Raw genomic sequence first — 21,378 nt, 5'->3', positions numbered from 1 at the left:
CGTCAGGCTTCGCCGGGACAAGGACTTGATGCGGCCGCCGCCTGCGGCGGCCTGCCCACGCCACGCAGCATCAGGGCGGCCAGCAGCGCGGTCGCCAGCGCGATGGCCGCGCTGATCGAGCAGGTCAGCCGGAAGGCCTGGGCGAAAGCTTCGCGCGAGGACTCGAGCAGGGCCGCCGCGGCCGGACCGGGCAGGCCCGCGGCGATGTCGTCCACCACGCCCAGGCTGGCGCGTGCCGCCTCCTGGAGCCGGGAAGGCACTCCGGCCAGCTCGGCGCCCGCCATCGCATGGCGGTAGACCGCGACGATCAGGCTGCCCAGCATCGCGATGCCCAGCGCGCCGCCGAACTCCGAGCTGGTCTCCGAAATGGCCGAGGCCGCGCCCGCGCGCTCCGGCGGCGCGGTGCCCACCATCATGTCCACGGCCAGCGTGAACGCGAAGGACAGGCCCAGCGACAGCAGCGCATAGGCGCCGGCCAGCAGGTGCAGGCCGTCGCGCCGGTCCACCTGTGCCAGCAGCGCGAAGCCGACCGCCGCAAGGGCCAGCCCACCGGCCATCACGAAACCCGGACGCACATGGCGCACCAGCCGCGGCACCAGGTTCGAGCCGATCGCGAAGGCCGCGCCCGAGGGCACGCTCCACAGCCCGGCCTGCAGCGGCGAGAGCCCCATCACCAGCTGCATGTACTGCACCACGAAGAGAAAGCTGCCGAAGGCGATGAAGAAGGCCAGCGTGTTGATCAGCAGCGCCGCGCTGAAGGCGGGTGCGCGAAACAGCCGCAGGTCGATCAGCGGATCGGCCAGCCGGCCCTGGCGCCGGATGAAGGCCCAGCCGATCGCCACACCCACCAGCACTGCCGCCACGGGCACGATGCCGATGCCCTGTTCCGCGAAACGCTTGAGGCCGTAGATGACGGCCAGCACCGCGGCCAGCGACTGCCCGGCACTCAACACATCCAGCCGGCCTGCCGTCGGGTCGCGGTACTCGGGCAGCAGCCAGGGCCCGATCACCAGCAGCAGCGCCATCACCGGCACGCTGACCAGGAACACCGAGCCCCACCAGAAGTGCTCGAGCAAGGCGCCGCCGATCAGCGGGCCGATGGTGCCGCCGACCGAGAAGCTGGCGATCCAGATGCCGATGGCCACGGTGCGCTGCTGCGGGTCGAGGAACATGTTGCGGATCAGCGAGAGGGTCGAGGGCGCCAGCGTGGCGCCGGCCACGCCGAGCAGCGCCCGCGTGGCGATCAGCATCTCGGCGCTGGTGGACAAAGCCGCCAGCACGGAAGCGAAGCCGAAGAAGGCCGCGCCGATCAGCAGCAGCCGGCGCCGGCCGATGCGGTCGCCCAGCGTGCCCATGGTGATCAGCGAGCCGGCCAGCATGAAGCCGTAGATGTCGACGATCCAGAGCATCTGGGCATTGGTGGGCCGCAGCGCGGCGCTCAGGTGCGGCACCGCGAGGTTGAGCACCGTGAGGTCCATGGCGTAGAGCATGCAGGGCAGCGCGATGGCGGCCAGGCCGGTCCATTCGCGCGCGCCGGCCCTGTGGGCGATGGCAGGCTGGGCGCTCATGACCGGCCTCCTTCCGGCCGCACCAGCGAATGCACCGGCCGCACCTCGATGTTGCCGATGCGCGAGGACGGGATGCCGGCCGCGATGCGCACCGCCTCCTCCTCGCCCGCCGCCTCGACCAGGTAGAAGCCGCCGAGCTGCTCGTTGGTTTCGATGAAGGGGCCGTCGGTGACCGACAGCCGGCCATTGCGCACGCGCACGACGGCCGCGGTGCTCGCCGCCTCCAGTCCTTCGCTGGCCACCATGTGGCCGCTGGCGCGCAGCGCGTCGTCGTAGTCCAGGTGCGCATCGACGAAGGCGCCCATCCGTTCGGGCGGGATCGTGTTCATCTGCGCGTCGGTGGCGAAGATCAGGCAGAGGTATTTCATGGTGCGCTCCTCTCCACCTTGGCGATGGGCCGGACCTCGATGGCGCCGTACTTCGCCAGCGGGATTTTCGAGGCGACCTGGATGGCGGCGTTGAGGTCCGGCACGTCGACCAGGATGAAGCCGCCGAGTTGTTCCTTGGTCTCGATGAAGGGGCCATCGGTCTGCGACAGGCCGCCGCCGCGCGTGTGCACGACCTTCGCCGTCTCAGGCGGCTGCAGGGCTTCGGCGATGACCAGTTGGCCGCGGGCTTCGAGCGTCTCGTCGTAGTCCATCGAATCGTTGTCCAGCCGGTCGCGCTCGCCGGGCGGCATCGACGCCAGCAGTGCCGGGTCGAAGTACACGAGGCAGAGGTATTTCACTTGCATCTCCTTGAAGGGTTGGGGATGCCTCTGGTCGAACGGGCACCGACGGAATCGACATCGAACGCAACCGCCGGCCGACGAACGTGTTTCAAGATGAATCCTTCGCCGGCGGCAGCGCGGCCAGCCGCCGCAGGAGGAACTGACGCTCCGGCGCCTGGCGCGCGAGCGACAGCGCGCGCTCGTAGGCAGCGCGCGCCTCGGCCGTGCGGCCCAGGCGCCGGCACAGGTCGGCCCGCGCCGCATGCGCCAGGTGGTAGTCCGCGAGCTCGCCGGGCGCGAGCAGTTCGTCGATGAGTGCCAACCCTGTGCCCGGCCCGTCGCGCATGGCGATCGCGACCGCACGGTTGAGCGCCACCACTGGTGAGGGCTCGGCGCGCAGCAGGACGTCGTAGAGGCCGGCGATCTGCGCCCAGTCGGTCGCGGCTGGATCGGCCGCCTCGGCATGCACGGCGGCGATGGCGGCCTGCAAGGTGTAGGGCCCGAAGCGGCGCGAGCGCAGCGCACGCTCGACCAGCGCGCTGCCCTCCCCGATCAGCGCCGGGTTCCACAGGCGGCGGTCCTGCTCCTCCAGCAGCACCATTTCGCCCTCGGCCGTCGTGCGCGCCGCGCGGCGCGACTCGTGCAGCAGCATCAGCGCCAGCAGCCCGATCGCCTCCGGCTCGGGCAGCAGTTCGACCAGAAGCCGCCCCAGCCGGATCGCCTCGCCCGACAGGTCCGGCCGCGTCAGCACCGCACCGGAAGAGGCCGCATAGCCCTCGTTGAACACCAGGTAGACCACGCGCAGCACCACGTCGAGCCGCTCGGGCAGTTCGGCGACCACTGGCACCTGGTAGGGAATGCCTGCCTCGCGGATCCTGGCCTTGGCCCGCACGATACGCTGCGCGATCGTGGGCGCCGGCAGCAGGAAGGCCGCGGCGATGGCCTCGGTCGCAAGGCCGCAGACCTCGCGCAGCGTCAGCGCCACCTGCGCGTCAGGCGGGAGCGCGGGATGGCAGCAGGTGAAAACCAGGCGCAGGCGATCGTCCTCCAGGGCCTCTGCATCCGGGTCGCGCTGGTCCCAGGCCAGCGCGGGATCGGCGATGGCCTCGGCCGCCGCCTCGTCCCAGCCCTCGAAGCGGGCGCGGCGACGGATGCCGTCGATGGCCTTGAAGCGCCCGGCCGAGACCAGCCAGGCGCGCGGATTGGCCGGCACGCCCTGCGCCGGCCACTGCTCGAGCGCGGCGCGGAAGGCATCGTGCAGCGCCTCCTCCGCCAGGTCGAAATCGCCGAGCAGGCGCACCAGCGTCGCGAAGATGCGGCGCGACTCGTTGCGGTAGATCGCATCCGCCGCCGCGCGGACCGACGGCCCGCCGGCATCGGCGACCGGCGGCGCGGTCATCAGGCCCCGGCCAGCAAGGCATCGAGCTTCACCAGCGAGCCGGTCCAGCCATGCTCGTGGCCGGCGCGCGCGGCCTCGTCGAAGAACTGCTCATGGCGCAGCACCAGTTCGCAGCCGCTGCCCGCTGGCTCGATCAGCACCGTCACCCGCGATTCGCGCTCGGGCGTGCTGACCCAGGCCCAGCTGAAGACCAGCTTGCGGTGCGGCTCGATCTCGCGGTAGGCGCCGCTGACCTCGTGGCGCTCGCCGTCCTCGGCCAGCATCACCACGCGGAAGCGCCCGCCCACGCGCAGGTCGACCTCCGCCACCGGCACCGAGACGATCTCTGCGGGGCCGAACCACAGCTTCAGCGCCTGCGGGTCGGTCCACGCCCGCCAGACTTTCTCGGCGGCGACTTCGTAGTGCCGGCGGAGGGTGAGGGAGGGGCGTTCTTCGTCTCGGGTGGCAGGCTTCGCCATTCGGTTTCCTCTTGGTGATACAGGAAGCGGCCCAGGGCATCGAGCTGCCGGGCCCAGAATTTCTCGTAGCGCGACATCCACACGGCGGCCTCCTGCATGGGCTGCGGCGAGAGCTCGCAACGCACGATGCGGCCCTCCTTCGTGCGGGACACGAGCCCGGCGTTCTCCAGCACACGCAGGTGCTTCATGAAGCCGGTGAGCGACATGCCGTGCGGCTGCGCGAGTTCGCTCACGGTGAGGCCGCCGCCCTGCTCCAGCCTTTCGAGGACCGCGCGCCGCGTGGCATCGGACAGCGCGGCGAAAACGGCATCGAGCCTGGCGGCATCCGGGATATCGGCTTCAGAGTGAACCATATGGTTGAGTGTCGAAGCGCCGCACCTTCTTGTCAAGGCGAAGACGCAGGAATGCTTTATGCATGCTGCGGTGCCGCATCCCCACCCTGCAAGGAGCTTTCATGCTGGACCGCACCGACACGAAGTTCTCCCACGTCAAGCCCGGCGACACCGACTACGTGTCGGGCGGCCTGCGCGACTTCTTCCTGTACCGCGACCTGGGCATCGCCGACGCGACGCACGGCAAGGTGATCGCGCATCTGGTCAAGGCCAACATGGCACCGGAAGCGGGCACCGGCTGGCACCGCCACGAGGCGGACTTCCAGATCGTGATCATGATCAAGGGCTGGGCCCGCTTCATGTACGAGAACCAGGAGACGCTGGTGCAGGCCGGCGACGTGGTGCACCAGAGGCCGGGCATCCGGCACTACCTGTTCGACTACTCGCCCGACATGGAGTACCTGGAGATCGTCTCGCCGGCCGACTTCAAGAGCGTGGACGTCGAGCCGGTGTGCGAGGTGCCGGCGCCCACGCCCTGGGCGTAACCGCGCTGGCTGCCCTGCCCCTTCGGCAGCGTGCAGAAATTTCAGTCTTTCTTGAAGCTACAGCAATTCGGCCCGAGAATCGGCCGATGCCTACCGACGCCCTGCCCCCGCTCAGCCGCCAGTTCATCGCTCATTTCGGGGAGATGGGCAGCAAGTGGGGCATCAATCGCACCGTCGGCCAGATCTATGCACTGATCTTCATCTCCCAGCGCGCGCTCAACGCGGACGAGATCGCGGAAGCGCTGGAGTTCTCGCGCTCGAACGTGAGCATGGGCCTCAAGGAACTGCAGAGCTGGCGCCTGGTGCAGCTGCGCCATCAGCCCGGCGACAGGCGCGAGTACTTCGAGGCGCCCTCCGACGTATGGGAAATCTTCCGCGTGCTGGCCGAGGAGCGGCGCCGGCGCGAGATCGAGCCCACGCTGTCGATGCTGCGCATGGCCCTGCTCGAGAAGCCTGCCAGCGACGAGGAACGCCATGCCCAGCAGCGCATGCGCGAGATGCACGACCTGATCGACCGGCTGATGAAGTGGTTCGACGACGTGCAGCGCCTGGCGCCCGACACGGCCATACAGCTGATGGGCATGGGCGCGACGGTCACCAAGGTGCTGGAGTTCAAGGACCGGCTGTCAGGGGCGAAGCGGAAGGCCAAGGCCCCGGATTGAACCCGCGCGGGAAGCTCAAGGCTTCTCCAGCTTGTCCCGCCGGATCGCCTCGTCGTCCATCAGCTCGTACCACATCGCATTGAGCACCGCGAAGGTCGCGGCCAGCGGCAGTCCCAGCAGCCAGGCGAAGTACCACATGGTTCGTTTCCTTTGCTCGAAGATCAGTAAGCGTGGGTGCGCTCGTCGCGGATGGCGTCGGCATCCACCTTGCCCCACAGCACCTTGTAGACCCAGCTGGTGTAGGCCACGATGATCGGGATGAAGATCGCCGTCACCACCAGCATGATGAACAGCGTGAGGTGGCTCGAGGACGAGTCCCACACCGTGAGGCTGGCGCGCGGGTCCAGCGACGAAGGCAGGATGAAGGGGAACATCGAGGCCCCCACGCCGAGGATGATGCCCGCAATGCCAAGCGCGCTCGCCAGCAGCGCCAGGCCCTCGCGCCGTGCGCGCATGCCGACGAAGGCCAGCAGCGGCCCCACCAGTCCGAGGCCGGGCGCGGCCCACAACCAGGGATGCGCCGCGAAGTTCGCGAACCAGGCGCCGGGCTGGTGGGCCACCGTCTTGAGCAGGGGATTCGACGGGCCGCCGGTGGGCAGCGCACCGGTCACGCGGTAGCCGTCGATCCAGGACCACATCACCAGGCCCGCCAGCGCATAGAGCACCAGCGTGAGCAGCGCCGCCACGCTGCCGTAGCTGCGTGCGCGCTCGGCCACCGGGCCCTGGGCCTTCAGCATCAGCCAGGCACTGCCGTGCATCAGCAGCATCGCGACCGAGACCAGGCCGCACAGCAAGGCGAATGGATTGAGCAGAGCGAGGAAGGAGCCCTCGTAGAAGATGCGCATGTCGCTCTCGAGCCGGAAGGGCACGCCCTGCAGCACGTTGCCCATGGCCACGCCGAAGATCAGCGAGGGCACCAGGCCGGTGACGAACAGGGTCCAGTCCCAGCGCGCACGCCAGGCGGGCTCGTCGCGCTTGCTGCGGAACTTGAAGGCCACAGGCCGCAGGATCAGCGGCACCAGCACCGCGAACATCGCGAGATAGAAGCCGGAGAAGGACACGGCATAGAGCTGCGGCCAGGCCGCGAAGATCGCGCCGCCGCCGAGGATCAGCCAGACCTGGTTGCCCTCCCACACCGGGCCGACGCTGTTGATGATCACGCGCCGCTCCAGGTCGCTGCGGCCGGCGAAAGGCAGCAGCATGTTGGCGCCCAGGTCGAAGCCGTCGGTCACGGCAAAGCCGATCAGCAGCACGCCGATCAGCAGCCACCAGATGAAGCGCAGGGCTTCGTAGGACATCAGTTCGTGCAGGACCATGGTCGTTCTCCTCCTTCAGTCGGCGGCGGCGAGCGGGGCGCGCGGGAGCGCGGCAGCGAGTTCGGGGTCCGCCTCGGCGCGGTAGGCCGCCGGCGGCGGCACGGGGTGCTCCTCGGGGCCCTTGCGGATCGCCTTGAGCATCAGCTTCATCTCGATGACGAAGAGCACGGTGTAGATCAGCGTGAAGACGCCGATGGTGAACAGCACCGTGGAAGCGCCGAGGTTCGACACCGCGACCGCGGTCGGCAGCACGCCCTCGATCACCCAGGGCTGGCGGCCCACCTCGGCCACGATCCAGCCGCACTCCGCCGCGAGCCACGGCAGCGGGACCGCGAACACAGCGAGCCGCAGCAGCCAGGGATGGGCATCGAGCCGCCGCCGCGCGGACAGCACGAAGAAGGTGGCGGTCAGCAGGATGAAGAACATGCCCAGGCCCACCATGATGCGGAAGGCCCAGTACAGCGGCGCCACCGGGGGGATGGTGTCGAGCGCGGCCTGGGCGACCTGCTCGGGCGTGGCCTTGCGCGGGTCGTCCACGTAGCGCTTGAGCAGCAGCGCGTAGCCCAGGGCATACCCGTTGTTCTCGAAGATCTTGCGCGCCGATTCCGGCACGGCGGCGCTGCTGCCGGCCTCGCGGATCTTCTGCAGCGCGTCGTAGGCCGAGATGCCAACGCGGATGTTGAGCTCGGCGCGGTGCACCAACTCGTCGATGCCGGGAATCTCGGTGGTGAGCGAGCGGGTGCCGATCAGGCCCATCACGGCCGGGATGTGGACGGCGAAGTGCGTCTCGCGCGTCTTCTGGTCGGGAAAGCCGAAGGCGGTGAAGGCGGCCGGGGCCGGCTCTGTCTTCCACATCGCCTCGATCGCGGCGAGCTTCATCTTCTGGTGCTCGGTCGAGAGGTAGCCGCTCTCATCCCCCAGCACCACGACCGACAGCGAGGCCGCCAGGCCGAAGGAAGCCGCCACCGTCATCGAACGCTTGGCCAGTTGCAGATGCCGCCCGCGCAGCACGTACCAGGCCGACACGCCGAGCACGAAGATGGCCGCCACCGTGTAGCCGGCCGACACGGTGTGCACGAACTTGGCCTGCGCCACCGGGTTGGTCAGCACGGCGAAGAAGTCGGTCACCTCCATGCGCATGGTCTGCGGGTTGAAGGCGGCGCCCACCGGGTTCTGCATCCAGCCGTTGGCGATCAGGATCCACAGCGCCGAGAAGTTGGAGCCGATGGCCACCGCCCAGGTGGTGACCAGGTGGCCGACCTTGGACAGCTTGTCCCAGCCGAAGAAGAACAGGCCGACGAAGGTGGCCTCGAGGAAGAAGGCCATCAGCCCCTCGATGGCCAGCGGCGCGCCGAACACGTCGCCGACGTAGTGGCTGTAGTAGCTCCAGTTCATGCCGAACTGGAACTCCATGACCACGCCCGTGGCCACGCCCATCGCGAAATTGATGCCGAAGAGCAGGCCCCAGAACTTCGTCATGTCGCGCCAGATGGTGCGCCCGGTCATGACGTAGACCGTCTCCATGATGGCGACGATCACGGCCAGGCCGATGGTCAGCGGCACGAACAGGAAGTGGTAGAGCGCCGTGAGCGCGAACTGGAAGCGCGAGAGTGCAACGATGTCGAGGTCCATGGGGTTTCTTCCTTCCGTGTTCTTCAGTCCGGTTCTCTAGTCCGGCCGCAATGCGTTCAATGCGGCCTCGAAGGCCGTCGTGCCGCGCCGCAGGTCGGCCACGATGCGGCCGGACTGCATCACGAGCAGACGGTCCGCCAGCGCGGCCTCGCGCCGCAGGTGGGTGGCGATCAACAGCGTCCGGCCCACAGCCTGGGCGCGCAGCCGCCTGAGGACGTCATGGGCGGTGGCAGTGTCCAACGCCTCGGTCGGCTCGTCGAGTAGCCAGAAGGGCAGGTCTCGCAGCAGCAGGCGGGCCAGCGCGAGCCGGCGCGACTGGCCGCCCGACAGGCCGAGGCCGCCCTCGCCGAGCAGGGTGGCCAGACCGTGGGGCAAGGCGCGCACCTCGTCCGCCAGGCCGGCCGCCGCGAGCGCGGACCACAGGCGCGCGTCGTCGGCCTCCGGATCGGCCAGGCGCAGGTTGTCGCGCAGGCTGTCCTGGAACAGGTCGATGCGCTGGGTCAGCAGGCAGGCGGGCAGCGCCCGCAGCTCGCCGCCCGCGGGCGCCAGTTCGCCAGCCGTCGCTGCGAGCAGGGTCGACTTGCCGGCGCCGCTCGCGCCGATCACGGCCACGTGTTCGCCCTCGGCCAGGGCCAGGGTGCCGTGCTGCAGCGCGGGCACGCGGCTGCCGGGGTGAATCAGCACCAGTTCGCGCGACTGCAGCGCCAAGCCGTCGTCGGGCAATGCGGGAACGGCCGAGGCCTCCGCGCCGGCTGCCATGTACGGCGCCAGGCGCCGCGCGGCGAGCCAGGCGCGGCCCGCCTCGAACGCACCGCGGCGCAGGGCGGCGAAGGGCTCGATGGCGCTCAAGGCCATCAGCAGCGCGAGGGCTGCTGCGGGCGCGCCGATGGCGCCTTCGCCGGTCAGCAGGCCCACCGCCAGCAACACCGCGGCCAGGGTCAGGGCGCCGGCCATGCCGTAGGCCGCGCCGGCGCCGGCCTCCAGCCGATTCAGGGCGAGATCGGCCGCGGCCAGGTGGCGGTCGGCCGCGGCCAGCGCTTCCTGCTGGGCCTGGATGCGGCCGGCCATGACCAGCTCGGTCTGGCCGGCGACCAGGTCGATGGCGCGGGCGCGCAGGCTTTCGATGGCCTGCGCACGCCGCACGGCGGCCGGCCGCGCGCGCCGCGCGAGCAGCAAGGCGATGCCCCAACCCGCGCCGAGCAGCCACAGGGCCAGCAGCAGGCCCATCCAGGGACGCATGGCGCCGAGCACCAACCCGGCCAGCAGGGCCGCGCCGAGTGCCGCGGCAGCGGGCACCAGCAGGCGCAGGTAGAAGGACTCCAGCGCGTCGATGTCGGCGCTCAGCCGGAACAGCAGCCGCGCGGGCCGCGCCAGCAGCCGGCGCGCCGCATCGGGCCGGGCCCAGCCGCGGAACAGGCGCACGCGCAGCGTGGCCAGCACGGCGAAGGTGGCGTCGTGCGTCGTCAGCCGCTCGCCATAGCGGGCGGCAGTGCGGCCCAGCGCCAGCAGGCGGATGCCGGCCGAGGGCATGAACACGTCGAACATGATGGCGGACGCCGCCTGCAGGCCTGCCAGGGCGGTGGCAGTGATGAACCAGCCCGAGAGGCCCAGCAACCCCATGCCCATCAACACGGTGAGCGCGGCCAGGCCGGCGCCCAGCGCCAGCCGGCGGCGCTCGGCGTTCCACAAGGCCTGGGCCACTGCGCGCAGGTCGCGCCAGGCCTTCATGCGGCCTCCTCCGCAGGCATCGCCTCGAGACGGATCACCCGGTCCATGCGCGCGGCCAGCAGGGGATCGTGGGTCGCGACGATGAGCGTCCTGCCGTGCGCGAGCGCGACCAGCGCATCGGCCACGCGCGCGGCCGTTTCGCTGTCCAGGTGGGCCGTGGGCTCGTCCACCAGCAGCAGATCGGCCTCCGGATGCGCGGCCAGCCGGGCCAGCGCCAGCCGCACCGCCTCGCCGCCCGAAAGGCCGCGGCCGCCCTCCCCCAGGCTGGCGCCCGGTCGCGCCTGCGCCACCGCATCGAGCGCGGCGAAGCGCATCGCGGCCTCGACCTGTGCCGCGTGCACGCCGGCACGGCCGAGCGCCACGTTCGAGGCCACCGAGCCGGCGAACACGTGGGGCTTCTGGCCCATCCACGCCATGCGCCGGCGCAGCGAGGCTGCGCTGCGATCGTTCAGCGGCACGCCGCCGATCGCGATGCGGCCCTGCGCAGGCATCAGGCCGGCGATCAGGCTGAGCAGGCAGGTCTTGCCGGCGCCGCTGGCGCCCATCAGCGCCACGTGCTCGCCGGGCGCGATGTGGAGATCGCAGGCGTCGAAGACCGGTGCGCCGTCGGCGAGAGCCCCCGCCCGGCCGTGCAGATGCACCGAGGGCGGGCCGGATTCGCCACGATCGACGGCCACGGGACCGGTGTGCGCGCCGGGCAGGACCATCCGGCCCTCCGCCAGCCGGTCGAGCGACGCGAGGGCCGCTTCGCCGGCGGCGCGGTCATGCCATACCGCGGACAGCTCGCGCAGCGGCTCGAAGAAGGCCGGTGCCAGCAGCAGCACGAACAGGCCCTCGCCCAGGCTCAGGCGCCGGCCCCAGGTGCCGAACTCGAAATGGCCGAGCAGGTGGAAGCCGACGTAGGCCGCGACCATCGCGACGCCCAGCGCCGAGAAAAGCTCCAGCACGGCCGAGGACAGGAAGGCGATGCGCAGCACGGCCATCGTGCGGCAGCGCAGCGACTGCGCCGCCTCGCCCAGCCGCAGCGCGGTGGCCTCGATGGCACCGAGGGCGCGCAGGCTGGCCAGCCCGCGCAGCCGGTCGAGCAGGAAGGCCTGCATGCCGCCGGCTTCGACCATGTGGGCCTCGCTCGCGGCCCGGGCGCGCCAGCCCACGATGGCCATGAAGAGCGGGATCAGCGGGGCGGCCACCAGCAGGACCAGCGCCGCAACCCACGAGTGAACGGCCACCAGCGGCAGGATCGCCAGCGGCACGACCGCCGCCCGCCAGCGCGCCGGGGCGTAGCGCACCAGGTAGGGCACCACCGCCTCGGCCTGCTCCGCGATCGTGCTGGCCGCCAGGCCCGAGGCCGGCCGTGCCCGGTCCAGCGGTGAATGCGCGGCCAGGGCCGAGGCCGCCCGTGCCCGCAGGACCGACAGCGCCTCGCGCGCCCGGACGAACACGCGCCGCATGCCCCAGGCCTCGCAGCCCGCGCGCAATGCGCCCAGCAGGGCGATGCCCAGCGCCGGCAGCAGCACCGCCGCCAGCCCCTCGCCTCGCGCCAGGCGCTCGACCGCCCAGGCCAGCAACGCCGCCTGCGGCAGCCACAGCAGCGCGGCGGTGCCCTGCGCGAAGCCGGCCAGGCTGGGCGAAGCCAGGGACGGCAGCGCGGCGGGTCTGGGCTCGGAGGGTGGCATTTCTGAATTCGTGTAATTTCAGTATTTTCTGAAATTTCCACAATCATACGGGATGAGTCCCCTCCTGGCAATGCAACACCGCAGTGCCATCCCGGAACCGCAGCCTGCACCCGCTAAGCTACGGCGCCATGAAGATTCTTTCGATCACGCCGACCTATTTCCCCGAAGTGGGGGGCATCGAGTCGGTCGTGCGCGAGCTCGCGGTGCGCAGCTCCAGCCAGGGCCGCCGCGTCGACGTGGCCCACGTCTCGGCGAAGAACACGAGCTTCTCCGTTGCCGAATTCGACGGCATCACCGTGTACCGCGTGCCCGTGGTCGGCAACCGGCTGGCCGGCTATGCGCGCGAGTTCGGCCGCCTCGCCGCGGGCTATGACCTGCTGCACGTGCACGACCCGCAACTGATGATGCTCACCGGCAACGTGCTGCTGCAGTGCCGCCACATTCCCGCCGTGCTCAGCACGCACGGCGGCTTTCGCCATACGACCCGGCATGGCGCGATCAAGTGGCTGCACGAGCGCCTGCTGATGCGCTTGCTGCTGCGCCACTACCACAAGATCCTCGCCAGCAGCGAATCGGACCGGGCCTATTTCAGCGGCTTCTCGGACCGGGTCGAGAAGTGCGAGAACGGCATCGCCTTCTCGAAGTTCCAGCAGGGCCGGCTGGAAGGCCCGCCAGATCCCACGAAGTGGATCTACTGGGGCCGCTGGTCGCGCAACAAGCGCATCGACGCGGTCATCGACACCGTCGCGATGGCCCGGGACCAGGGCATCGCGATCGACCTGCTGATCGCGGGCCCGGACTTCGACAATCTCGGCGCCTCGCTGCAGGCGCAGATCGCCGCCCTGCGGCTGGAACAATCTGTCCGCCTGCACCCCTACATCGAGGACGCCGACCTGCTGCGCGAGCTGCGGCAGCGCACCGTGTTCGTGACCGGCAGCGAGTACGAGGGCTTCGGCATCGGCATCCTCGAGGCGATGGCGGCCGGCAAGATCGTGCTGTGCCGCGACATGGCCCCCATCAACGGCTTCGTCGAACGCGCGGTCAACGGCTTCTTTCTCGGCTTCGACGGCAGCGCATCGGACATGGCGGTGGTGCGCGAACTCGCCGGCCTCGGCGCCGATCGCTGCATCGCGATGTCGGCGTCGGCGCAGCAGCGTGCCAAGCGCTACGACTGGGACGTGGTGGCGCAGACTTTCGGCGTCCACTACGCGCAGGCGCTCGCCGCCCGGCGCTGAGCTCTTTTTTCTCAGGCCGGCGCCACCGCGCCGCAAGCCAGCAGGGCCGCGAACAGCGCCAGCACGCCGCGCCAGGTGGCCGGCCGCGACTCGACCCAGCGGTACAGCGCGACCGCCGCCAGGACCGACAGGACGAAGGTCAGCAGGAGGCCGAACAGGTCGATCCATGGCCTGTCCGGCGCCAGCCGCTCGACCACGGCGCTCACCAGCAGCAGCACCGGGAAATGGATCAGGAACAGCGAGTACGAAATGCGCCCCAGCCCCACCAGCGGCGGCCAGGCGGCCAGCGAGAGGTGCTCGCGGCGCTGGGCCACCGCCAGCAGCAGCGCCGTGACCAGCGCGATCGCGATGCGGCTGCGCCACTCCAGCGCCAGGGCCGATGCGCCCACCAGCAGCAGCAGGGCCACTGCGAACCGCCAGGTGCTGCGCCGCGTGGCACGCCCGATCCAGAACACCAGCATGCCCAGGCCGTAGGCGCCGAAGAAATAGAGCGCGGTGTCGTCGAGCGCCGCATTGCGGTTGAACACCGCGAGCGAGGCGACGGCCAGCAGCAGCACCAGCGCCACCGCCAGCCAGCGCGCGCGCTCCGGCGCCAGGGATGCGCGCCGCTGCAGCACCCCGGCCAGGCCGATCGCCGCGAGCGCCAGCACGAAGAGCTGGAAATCGATCGCCACGTACCACACGCCGGTGGACAGCGCCTCGTAGCCGAGCAGATCCTGCAGCAGCAGGCCGTGCGCCAGAAGCTGCGCCATGCCCGGCGCGGCCGGCACCGCCTCGTCGTTCAGCCAGGGCCGCACCAGCGCCGCCACCAGCACGCTGAAGCTGAGCGCCGCCAGATAGGGCATGACCAGACGGCCGTAGCGCTGGAACACGCGCGCCAACGGCCGGTCGATCCGCAGCAGGCCTTCGGGGGCAAGGCTGCCCGCCGCCAGGAAGCCCGCCAGCACCAGGAACACCTGCACCGCGAGCCGGCCATCCTGGGCCAGCCACTCGAACAGCCGCGGGGCCAGCGGCGATGCGCCTTCCGGCAGCGGGCCGTAGCGCGCGAGATGGTGACCCACGATCAGCACGCAGGCCAGCCCTTTCACCGTGTCGAGCAACGGCATGCGCGATGCCGCGATCGGTACGGGAAGTTCTGACATGGGGCTGTGCTCAGATGGCGAGGCGCTGGCGCGCTTCCTCATACTCGCGCTTGAGCTTGTCGATGAAAGCCGCGGCGCTGGCGACCTCGGTCACCGCGCCGATGCCCTGCCCCGAGCCCCAGATGTCCTTCCAGGCCTTGGCCTTGCTGCCCTCGCCGCCGCCGAAATTCATGGTCTTCACGTCGCCCTGCGGCAGGTTGGCCGGGTCCATGCCCGCGGCCACGATGCTGGGCGCAAGGTAGTTGCCGTGCACGCCGGTGAAGAGGTTGGAGTACACGATGTCGTCCGACGTGCCCTCCACGATGGCCTGCTTGTAGTCGTCGCTCGCGCGCGCCTCCTGGGTGGCGATGAAGGCGGTGCCGATGTAGGCGAAGTCGGCGCCCATGGCCTGTGCCGCCAGTACCGCGCCGCCGGTGGCGATCGAGCCCGACAGGGCCAGCGGGCCATCGAACCACTGGCGGATCTCCTGCACCAGCGCGAAGGGGCTCTTGATGCCCGCGTGGCCGCCGGCCCCGGCCGCCACCGCGATGATGCCGTCGGCGCCCTTCTCGATCGCCTTGCGGGCGAAGGCGTTGTTGATGACGTCGTGCAGCGTCACGCCGCCGTAGCTGTGGACCGCGTCGTTGACGTCGGTGCGCGCACCCAGCGAGGTGATGACGATCGGCACCTTGTACTTGACCACCATCTCCATGTCGTGCTCGAGCCGGTCGTTGCTCTTGTGCACGATCTGGTTGATCGCGAAGGGTGCGGCCGGCTTGTCCGGGTTGGCCTTGTCGTAGGCCGCCAGCTCCTCGGTGATCTCGGCCAGCCAGTCCTCCAGCTGCGAGGCCGGACGCGCATTGAGCGCGGGCATCGCGCCCACCACGCCCGCCTTGCACTGCGCAATCACCAGCTTGGGGTTGCTGATGATGAACAGCGGCGAGCCGATGATCGGCAGGGGAAGCTTGGCAAGCACGGGAGGAAGCTTGGACATGGAATCTCCGGGTTCAGGATGTGAAAGATGTGTGATCAGAAGGCTTCGAGCGCGAGCGCCGTCACGCTCCCGGCGCCGTCGACGATGCTGTCGCGCAGGCCGGGTGCCTTGTTGAGGATGTGCTCGGCGTAGAAGCGGGCGGTGGCGATCTTGGCGTTCATGAAGTCGACGTCGGTGCCGGCCGCGGCCAGCCGCTCGGCCGCCAGCAGCGAGCGGGCCAGTTGCCAGCCCGCGGCCAGGTTGCCCGCCAGCATCAGGTAGGGCACGCTGCCGGCGAACACCGCGTTGGGCGAGGCCTTGGTCTGCCCTGCCACGAAGCCCACCACGTCGAGGAAGGCCTCGCGCGCCGCCTTCAGGCGCGCGGCCATCGAGGCCGCGGCGGCGCTGCCGCTCTCGCCCAGCTCGGCCTCCGTCTTCTCGATCTGCACCGCGATCGCCTTGGCCACCTGGCCGCCGTCGCGCGCCGTCTTGCGGCCCACCAGGTCATTGGCCTGGATCGCGGTCGTGCCTTCGTAGATGGTGAGGATCTTGGCGTCGCGCAGGTACTGCGCCGCGCCGGTTTCCTCGATGAAGCCCATGCCGCCATGCACCTGCACGCCCAGCGATGCGACCTCCAGGCTCATCTCGGTGCTGTAGCCCTTGACCAGCGGAACCATGAACTCGTAGAAGGCCTGATTCTGCCGGCGCGTTTCCGCATCCGGATGGTGGTGCATCGCGTCGTAGGCCGCCGCCGCGGTGGTGGCCATCGCGCGGCAACCTTCGACGTAGGCGCGCATCGTCATCAGCATGCGCTTGACGTCGGGGTGGTGGATGATCGGCGCGCTGGCGTTGATCGAGCCGTCGACGGGGCGGCTCTGCACCCGTTCCTTCGCGTACGCCACCGCGTGCTGGTAGGCCCGCTCGGCCAGGGCGATGCCCTGCACGCCGACCGCATAACGGGCGGCGTTCATCATGATGAACATGTACTCGAGGCCGCGGTTCTCTTCGCCGACGATGTAGCCGACGGCGCCGCCATGGTCCCCATATTGGAGGACCGCCGTCGGCGACGCCTTGATGCCCAGCTTGTGCTCGATGCTGACGCAATGCACGTCGTTGCGCGCGCCCAGCGAGCCGTCGGCGTTGACCATGAACTTGGGCACCACGAACAGGCTGATGCCCTTCACGCCCTCCGGCGCGCCGGACACGCGCGCGAGCACCAGGTGCACGATGTTCTCGGCCATGTCGTGCTCGCCGTAGGTGATGAAGATCTTGGTGCCGAAGATCTTGTAGGTGCCATCGGGCTGCGGCTCGGCGCGGCTGCGCACCATCGCGAGATCGCTGCCGGCTTGCGGCTCGGTCAGATTCATGGTGCCGGTCCACTGGCCGCTCACGAGTTTCTCGAGGTAGATCGCCTTGAGTTCGTCGGAGCCGGCCGTCAGCAAGGCCTCGGTCGCGCCATCCGTCAGGAGCGGGCACAGCGCGAAGCTCAGGTTGGCCGAGTTGAGCATCTCGCCGCAGGCCGCGCCGATGGTCTTGGGCAGGCCCTGGCCGCCGAACTCGGACGGATGCTGCAGCCCCTGCCAGCCGCCCGCCACGTACTGGGCGAAGGCTTCCTTGAAGCCCGGCGTGGTCGCGACCTTGCCGTCCTTGAAGGACGAGGGATGCTTGTCGCCCGCCACGTTGAGCGGCGCGATCACGTCCTGGTTGAAGCGCGCGCATTCCTCCAGCACGGCCTGCGCGGTTTCGAGGCCGGCGTCCTCCAGGCCCGGCATCTGCGCCACCTGCGCGATGTTCGCGAGGTGCTCGATGTCGAACAGCATGTCCTTGACGGGGGCGGTGTAGCTCATGGTGTCTCCAATGCGACGTGGGGCGAGGCGGATGCGAAAAGGGCATCGCGAACGATGCCCTGTCTTCAGTCGAATGTGGCGCTCAGAGTGCCTTGACCAGCTCCGGCACGGCCGTGAACAGGTCCGCTTCCAGCCCGTAGTCGGCCACCGAGAAGATCGGCGCCTCCGGGTCCTTGTTGATCGCCACGATCACCTTGGAGTCCTTCATGCCCGCCAAGTGCTGGATCGCGCCGGAGATGCCGGCTGCGATGTACAGCTGCGGGGCGACGATCTTGCCCGTCTGGCCCACCTGCCAGTCGTTGGGGGCGTAGCCCGCATCGACGGCTGCTCTCGATGCACCCAGGCCCGCGTTGAGCTTGTCCGCCAGCGGCGCCATCACCTCCTGGAACTTCTCCGCGCTGCCCAGCGCACGGCCGCCCGAGACGATGATCTTGGCCGCCGTCAGTTCGGGGCGTTCGCTCTTGGTCACTTCCCGTCCGACGAAGCTGCTCTTGCCGCTGTCGGCCACGCCCTCGGCGTTCTCCACAGTGGCGCTGCCCCCCGTGGCGGCTGCCGCGTCGAAGCCGGTGGTGCGCACCGTGATCACCTTGATCGCATCGCTGCTCTGCACGGTGGCGATGGCGTTGCCGGCGTAGATCGGCCGCTCGAAGGTGTCGGGGCTGTCCACCTTGGTGATGTCGCTTATCTGCGCCACGTCCAGCTTGGCCGCGACGCGCGGCGCCACGTTCTTGCCGTTGGCCGTCGCCGGGAACAGGATGTGGCTGTAGTTCTTGGCGATGGCCAGCACCTGAGCGGCCACGTTCTCCGCGAGGTTCTCCGCCAGGCTGGGGCTGTCGGCAGCGATCACCTTGGCCACGCCGGCGATCTTGGCGGCCGCGGCCGCGGCTTCTGCCGCATTGGCGCCGGCCACCAGCACATGCACATCGCCGCTCTGGCAGGCAATCCCCGCGGTCACGGTGTTCAGGGTCGCCGGCTTGACGGTGGCGTGGTCGTGTTCTGCGATAACGAGTACGGTCATGTCAGTCTTCCCTCAGATCACCTTGGCTTCGTTCTTGAGCTTGTCCACCAGCGTGGCCACGTCGGGCACCTTGATGCCGGCGCCGCGCTTGGGCGGCTCGCTGACCTTCAGGGTCTTCAGGCGCGGCTTGACGTCCACGCCGAGGTCCTCGGGCTTGACGGTGTCGAGCTGCTTCTTCTTGGCCTTCATGATGTTGGGCAGCGTGACGTAGCGCGGCTCATTGAGGCGCAGGTCGGTGGTGATGACTGCGGGCAGAGAAAGAGAGATGGTCTCCAGGCCGCCATCCACTTCGCGCGTGACGCTCACCTTGTCGCCGGCGACTTCGACCTTGGAGGCGAAGGTGGCTTGCGGCAGGTCGGCCAGCGCGGCCAGCATCTGGCCGGTCTGGTTGGCGTCGTCGTCGATGGCCTGCTTGCCGAGGATGACCAGTTGGGGCTGCTCCTTGTCGACCAGGGCCTTGAGCAGCTTGGCCACGGCCAGGGGCTGGAGCTCTTCGGTGGTCTCCACCAGGATGCCGCGGTCGGCGCCGATGGCCATGGCGGTGCGCAGGGTTTCCTGGCACTTCGCATCGCCGCAGCTGACGGCGATGATCTCGGTGGCAACGCCCTTCTCCTTGAGCCTCACCGCCTCTTCGACGGCGATCTCGTCGAAGGGGTTCATGCTCATCTTGACGTTGGCGATGTCGACTCCGGTGCCGTCGGACTTGACGCGCACCTTGACGTTGTAATCGACGACCCGCTTGACGGGGACCAGGACCTTCATTGGCGTGACTCCATTGAATTGCGAAACTGGGGGTGCAGGGGAACCGAAGATTTTAGGCACCGGTCCTCTCTCAAACTGTCCACTTCAATCACGACGTTCTGCGATGCAGAAAAAAGAACGACCGTGCTTTTTTACGATTATAGGCGAGCTTCGCTCGTTCCGGATAGACCCGGAGGTAACGATTCAACACGCAGCACGCGCTGCGGATAGGGAATGTCGATGCCGGCCTGGCGCAGCCCTTCGAGGATGGCGACGTTGATGGGCGAGCGCACGTTGTCCTTGCCCTTGTCCGGGTCGGCGATCCAGAAGTTGAGCGTGAACTCCAGTCCGTCGGGCGCGAAGTTCGTGAGGAAGGCGACCGGCGCCGGGTCGGCGATCACCCGCGGCTGCGCCCGGGCGGCATCGCACAGGATGGACTGCACGCGGGCCACGTCGCTGTCGTAACCGACCACGATGGCGGTGGTGAGGTTGAATTTCAGGTCCGACACCGAGAGGTTCTCGACCCGGCTGGTGATCAGCGACTCGTTCGGCACGATCGACTCGCGCCCATTGCCCTGCCGCACCAGCGTGTAGCGGGTCTTGATGTCGGTGATGCGGCCCTCGAAGCCATCCACCTTCACGTTGTCGCCGATGCGGATGGAGCGCTCCAGCAGGATCACGAAGCCGCTGACGTAGTTGGCCGCCAGCTTCTGCAGCCCGAAGCCCAGGCCCACGCCGAGGGCGCCGCCGAGCACCGACAGCGCCGTGAGGTCCACCCCCACCGCCGAGAGCGCGAACAGCAGGCCGATCAGCAGCAGCACGGCGCGCAGCGCATTGGAGGCCACCTTGCGCATCGACAGGTCGGTGAGCGCATTGCGCAGGATGCGCGTCTCCACCGTCGACGCGATCCACAGGGCGACCACCAGAACCAGCGCGGCCGACAGCGCGCCCTCGAGCATCGTGCGCAGGCTGACCTGGTTCTTGCCGAAGGACAGCGAGATATTGTCCAGCTCGGCGAGCACCGCGGGCAGCAGGCCCACGATCCACAGCACGGCAGCGACCCAGGCGATCCACGAGATGGTGCGCTCCACCAGCCGTGCCAGCGCAGAGGCGGGAAACACGACCCGCAGCACACGCGCGAAGAAGCGGATCGCCGCCAGTGACACGAACACCGACACCGCGATGCGCAGCACCAGCACCGGCTGGAAGTCGAGCGTGAAGCGCCGCGCCAGATCGGTCAGCACCAGCGCGAGCAGCGGGAACAGCAGGCCGTCGAAGGTGTGCTCGCCAAACCAGATCGATTCCTTGGGCTGATCGCGCCCGAACCAGCGGGAGATGCCCCAGGCCAGGGCCACGCACCCGACAAGGACGGCCAGTTCGATCCAGAGGCTTTGTGCGTCGATCCGCGAGAGGCGTTGCGTGAAATCGTCGAAATTCATCAGCTCAGAGATCCGCCAGCACCCGCACGTGCGCCTCGACGCTGGCGGCGAGCGCATCCAGGTTGTAGCCGCCCTCCAGCATCGACACGATGCGTCCCTGGGCGTGGCGGCGCGCGACGTCGCGTATGCGCTCGGTGATCCAGGCGAAGTCGCTCTCGTTGAGCCGCAGCTGGCCCAGGTCGTCGTCGCGGTGCGCGTCGAAGCCCGCGCTCACGAAGACCATCTGCGGACGGAAGGCCTCCAGCCGTGGCATCCAGCAGGCTTCGATGAGCTCGCGCACGTCCATGCCCTTGGTGTAGGCCGGTACCGGCAGGTTGAGCATGTTGGACGCCGGGTGGTCGGTGCCGCTGTAGGGATAGAAGGGATGCTGGAAGATGCCCACCATCAGCACACGCGGGTCGTTGCTGAAGATGTCCTCGGTGCCGTTGCCGTGGTGCACGTCGAAGTCGACGATCGCGACGCGCTCCAGGCCGTGCGCCTCGATCGCATGGCGCACGCCCACCGCGACGTTGTTGAAGAAGCAGAAGCCCATCGCCTTGTCGTGGCAGGCATGGTGGCCGGGCGGGCGCACGGCGCAGAAGGCGTTGTCCAGCGCGCCGGAGATCACCGCGTCGGTCGCCGCGATGGCCGCGCCGGCCGCACGCCGGGCCGCCAGCATGGTGAAGCGCGTGAGCGCGGTGTCGGGATCGAGCTGCGCGTAGCTCGGGCCGCCGGCAGGCTCGTCGGCCACCAGGCGGTCGTTGAGCGCCTCCAGGTGCTCCATGTGCGCGACACTGTGGGCCCGCGTGATCTGCGGCAGCGTGGCCAGCGGCACCTCGCCGCGCTCAAGTGCATCGGCCACGCCGGTCAGCAGAAGGCGGTCCTCGATGGCGTCGAGTCGCTGGGGGCACTCCGGATGGCCCATGCCCATGTCGTGCTTCCAGCAGTCGCGGTGTGTGAAATAGCCGGTTTTGCCCATGGTCGGTCACGGCGTAGGCTC

At 69.5% G+C, this 21,378-nt stretch carries 21 protein-coding genes; 3 read left to right on the top strand and 18 right to left on the bottom strand.

All coding sequences use genetic code 11. The features are described from left to right. Nucleotides 1–2: 2 nt before the first annotated feature. From A8M77_RS29105 to A8M77_RS29080, 6 genes are all read right to left on the bottom strand, one after another. On the bottom strand, nt 3–1,568 hold the full coding sequence (locus A8M77_RS29105; protein WP_086924955.1) for an MFS transporter: 1,566 nt from the start codon (nt 1,566–1,568) through the stop codon (nt 3–5). After that, the gene (locus A8M77_RS29100; RefSeq protein ID WP_086924954.1) at nt 1,565–1,936 is read right to left on the bottom strand and encodes a YciI family protein; all 372 of its coding nucleotides are present in this window, start codon (nt 1,934–1,936) and stop codon (nt 1,565–1,567) included. The genes A8M77_RS29105 and A8M77_RS29100 overlap by 4 nt, the downstream gene beginning before the upstream one ends. Continuing rightward, a complete protein-coding gene (locus tag A8M77_RS29095; RefSeq protein ID WP_086924953.1) occupies nt 1,933–2,295 on the bottom strand; it encodes a YciI family protein in 363 nt (120 codons plus the stop codon). The genes A8M77_RS29100 and A8M77_RS29095 overlap by 4 nt, the downstream gene beginning before the upstream one ends. 91 nt (nt 2,296–2,386) lie before the next feature. Continuing rightward, nucleotides 2,387–3,676, bottom strand: coding sequence for an RNA polymerase sigma factor (locus A8M77_RS29090; protein WP_086924952.1), 1,290 nt, complete (start codon nt 3,674–3,676; stop codon nt 2,387–2,389). Then, entirely contained in the window at nt 3,676–4,134 is a 459-nt protein-coding gene (locus tag A8M77_RS29085) for an SRPBCC family protein (RefSeq protein WP_086924951.1), read from the bottom strand. Before A8M77_RS29085 ends, A8M77_RS29090 begins: the two co-directional genes overlap by 1 nt. Further along, nucleotides 4,023–4,487 carry an ArsR/SmtB family transcription factor gene (locus A8M77_RS29080; protein WP_086924950.1) on the bottom strand — a complete coding sequence of 155 codons (465 nt, stop codon included), beginning with the start codon at nt 4,485–4,487 and terminating at the stop codon, nt 4,023–4,025. Before A8M77_RS29080 ends, A8M77_RS29085 begins: the two co-directional genes overlap by 112 nt. 101 nt (nt 4,488–4,588) lie before the next feature. Here A8M77_RS29080 and A8M77_RS29075 point away from each other — a divergent pair, with 101 nt between their 5' ends. Then, nucleotides 4,589–5,011: a cupin domain-containing protein gene (locus tag A8M77_RS29075; protein ID WP_086924949.1), complete on the top strand. Its 423-nt coding sequence runs from the start codon at nt 4,589–4,591 to the stop codon at nt 5,009–5,011. A gap of 86 nt (nt 5,012–5,097) precedes the next feature. Next, a complete protein-coding gene (locus tag A8M77_RS29070; protein WP_086924948.1) occupies nt 5,098–5,673 on the top strand; it encodes a GbsR/MarR family transcriptional regulator in 576 nt (191 codons plus the stop codon). Nucleotides 5,674–5,688: 15 nt separating this feature from the next. On the opposite strand, the gene cydX is transcribed toward A8M77_RS29070, so the two are convergent. From cydX to cydD, 5 genes are read right to left on the bottom strand one after another with little or no spacing between them, the layout of a single operon-like run. After that, nucleotides 5,689–5,811, bottom strand: coding sequence for a cytochrome bd-I oxidase subunit CydX (gene cydX / locus A8M77_RS29065; protein WP_086924947.1), 123 nt, complete (start codon nt 5,809–5,811; stop codon nt 5,689–5,691). 23 nt (nt 5,812–5,834) lie between these two features. After that, nucleotides 5,835–6,989: a cytochrome d ubiquinol oxidase subunit II gene (gene cydB / locus A8M77_RS29060; protein WP_086924946.1), complete on the bottom strand. Its 1,155-nt coding sequence runs from the start codon at nt 6,987–6,989 to the stop codon at nt 5,835–5,837. A 15-nt stretch (nt 6,990–7,004) separates the two neighbouring features. Continuing rightward, a complete protein-coding gene (locus tag A8M77_RS29055) occupies nt 7,005–8,621 on the bottom strand; it encodes a cytochrome ubiquinol oxidase subunit I (RefSeq protein WP_086924945.1) in 1,617 nt (538 codons plus the stop codon). Between the two features lie 36 nt (nt 8,622–8,657). Beyond that, entirely contained in the window at nt 8,658–10,349 is a 1,692-nt protein-coding gene (locus tag A8M77_RS29050) for an ATP-binding cassette domain-containing protein (protein ID WP_086924944.1), read from the bottom strand. Continuing rightward, nucleotides 10,346–12,025: a thiol reductant ABC exporter subunit CydD gene (gene cydD / locus A8M77_RS29045; protein WP_086924943.1), complete on the bottom strand. Its 1,680-nt coding sequence runs from the start codon at nt 12,023–12,025 to the stop codon at nt 10,346–10,348. Before cydD ends, A8M77_RS29050 begins: the two co-directional genes overlap by 4 nt. 128 nt (nt 12,026–12,153) lie before the next feature. Between cydD and A8M77_RS29040 the strand changes: the two genes are divergently transcribed. Continuing rightward, nucleotides 12,154–13,260, top strand: coding sequence for a glycosyltransferase family 4 protein (locus A8M77_RS29040; protein WP_086924942.1), 1,107 nt, complete (start codon nt 12,154–12,156; stop codon nt 13,258–13,260). An 11-nt stretch (nt 13,261–13,271) separates the two neighbouring features. Here the strand turns inward: A8M77_RS29040 and A8M77_RS29035 are convergent, their stop codons facing one another. From A8M77_RS29035 to A8M77_RS29005, 7 genes are all read right to left on the bottom strand, one after another. Next, on the bottom strand, nt 13,272–14,402 hold the full coding sequence (locus A8M77_RS29035; protein WP_337590033.1) for an acyltransferase family protein: 1,131 nt from the start codon (nt 14,400–14,402) through the stop codon (nt 13,272–13,274). 10 nt (nt 14,403–14,412) lie between these two features. Continuing rightward, nucleotides 14,413–15,375 carry an NAD(P)H-dependent flavin oxidoreductase gene (locus A8M77_RS29030; protein WP_086924941.1) on the bottom strand — a complete coding sequence of 321 codons (963 nt, stop codon included), beginning with the start codon at nt 15,373–15,375 and terminating at the stop codon, nt 14,413–14,415. A 35-nt stretch (nt 15,376–15,410) separates the two neighbouring features. Continuing rightward, nucleotides 15,411–17,201: an acyl-CoA dehydrogenase gene (locus tag A8M77_RS29025; RefSeq protein WP_086924940.1), complete on the bottom strand. Its 1,791-nt coding sequence runs from the start codon at nt 17,199–17,201 to the stop codon at nt 15,411–15,413. 82 nt (nt 17,202–17,283) lie between these two features. Next, nucleotides 17,284–18,219: an electron transfer flavoprotein subunit alpha/FixB family protein gene (locus tag A8M77_RS29020; protein ID WP_086924939.1), complete on the bottom strand. Its 936-nt coding sequence runs from the start codon at nt 18,217–18,219 to the stop codon at nt 17,284–17,286. A 12-nt stretch (nt 18,220–18,231) separates the two neighbouring features. After that, the gene (locus A8M77_RS29015) at nt 18,232–18,981 is read right to left on the bottom strand and encodes an electron transfer flavoprotein subunit beta/FixA family protein (RefSeq protein ID WP_086924938.1); all 750 of its coding nucleotides are present in this window, start codon (nt 18,979–18,981) and stop codon (nt 18,232–18,234) included. Between the two features lie 137 nt (nt 18,982–19,118). Further along, on the bottom strand, nt 19,119–20,399 hold the full coding sequence (locus A8M77_RS29010) for a mechanosensitive ion channel family protein (RefSeq protein WP_086924937.1): 1,281 nt from the start codon (nt 20,397–20,399) through the stop codon (nt 19,119–19,121). 4 nt (nt 20,400–20,403) lie between these two features. Next, a complete protein-coding gene (locus tag A8M77_RS29005) occupies nt 20,404–21,357 on the bottom strand; it encodes a histone deacetylase family protein (RefSeq protein ID WP_086924936.1) in 954 nt (317 codons plus the stop codon). Nucleotides 21,358–21,378 lie beyond the last annotated feature (21 nt).

The organism is Variovorax sp. JS1663, assembly GCF_002157355.1.
Taxonomy (GTDB): domain Bacteria; phylum Pseudomonadota; class Gammaproteobacteria; order Burkholderiales; family Burkholderiaceae_C; genus Variovorax.
The sequence above is the reverse complement of the archived record's forward strand: the minus strand, read 5'-3'. Positions and strand labels throughout refer to the sequence as shown.

Excerpts from the sequence above, each read along its gene's own strand:
- A8M77_RS29090 (WP_086924952.1), bottom strand. The coding sequence starts at position 3,676 with ATGACCGCGCCGCCGGTCGCCGATGCCGGCGGGCCGTCGGTCCGCGCG.
- A8M77_RS29005 (WP_086924936.1), bottom strand. The coding sequence starts at position 21,357 with ATGGGCAAAACCGGCTATTTCACACACCGCGACTGCTGGAAGCACGAC.
- cydD (WP_086924943.1), bottom strand. The coding sequence starts at position 12,025 with ATGCCACCCTCCGAGCCCAGACCCGCCGCGCTGCCGTCCCTGGCTTCG.
- cydX (WP_086924947.1), bottom strand. The coding sequence starts at position 5,811 with ATGTGGTACTTCGCCTGGCTGCTGGGACTGCCGCTGGCCGCGACCTTC.
- A8M77_RS29080 (WP_086924950.1), bottom strand. The coding sequence starts at position 4,487 with ATGGTTCACTCTGAAGCCGATATCCCGGATGCCGCCAGGCTCGATGCC.
- A8M77_RS29055 (WP_086924945.1), bottom strand. The coding sequence starts at position 8,621 with ATGGACCTCGACATCGTTGCACTCTCGCGCTTCCAGTTCGCGCTCACG.
- A8M77_RS29010 (WP_086924937.1), bottom strand. The coding sequence starts at position 20,399 with ATGAATTTCGACGATTTCACGCAACGCCTCTCGCGGATCGACGCACAA.
- A8M77_RS29070 (WP_086924948.1), top strand. The coding sequence starts at position 5,098 with ATGCCTACCGACGCCCTGCCCCCGCTCAGCCGCCAGTTCATCGCTCAT.
- A8M77_RS29025 (WP_086924940.1), bottom strand. The coding sequence starts at position 17,201 with ATGAGCTACACCGCCCCCGTCAAGGACATGCTGTTCGACATCGAGCAC.
- A8M77_RS29085 (WP_086924951.1), bottom strand. The coding sequence starts at position 4,134 with ATGGCGAAGCCTGCCACCCGAGACGAAGAACGCCCCTCCCTCACCCTC.
- A8M77_RS29035 (WP_337590033.1), bottom strand. The coding sequence starts at position 14,402 with ATGTCAGAACTTCCCGTACCGATCGCGGCATCGCGCATGCCGTTGCTC.
- A8M77_RS29015 (WP_086924938.1), bottom strand. The coding sequence starts at position 18,981 with ATGAAGGTCCTGGTCCCCGTCAAGCGGGTCGTCGATTACAACGTCAAG.
- A8M77_RS29040 (WP_086924942.1), top strand. The coding sequence starts at position 12,154 with ATGAAGATTCTTTCGATCACGCCGACCTATTTCCCCGAAGTGGGGGGC.
- A8M77_RS29105 (WP_086924955.1), bottom strand. The coding sequence starts at position 1,568 with ATGAGCGCCCAGCCTGCCATCGCCCACAGGGCCGGCGCGCGCGAATGG.
- cydB (WP_086924946.1), bottom strand. The coding sequence starts at position 6,989 with ATGGTCCTGCACGAACTGATGTCCTACGAAGCCCTGCGCTTCATCTGG.
- A8M77_RS29020 (WP_086924939.1), bottom strand. The coding sequence starts at position 18,219 with ATGACCGTACTCGTTATCGCAGAACACGACCACGCCACCGTCAAGCCG.
- A8M77_RS29100 (WP_086924954.1), bottom strand. The coding sequence starts at position 1,936 with ATGAAATACCTCTGCCTGATCTTCGCCACCGACGCGCAGATGAACACG.
- A8M77_RS29075 (WP_086924949.1), top strand. The coding sequence starts at position 4,589 with ATGCTGGACCGCACCGACACGAAGTTCTCCCACGTCAAGCCCGGCGAC.
- A8M77_RS29050 (WP_086924944.1), bottom strand. The coding sequence starts at position 10,349 with ATGAAGGCCTGGCGCGACCTGCGCGCAGTGGCCCAGGCCTTGTGGAAC.
- A8M77_RS29030 (WP_086924941.1), bottom strand. The coding sequence starts at position 15,375 with ATGTCCAAGCTTCCTCCCGTGCTTGCCAAGCTTCCCCTGCCGATCATC.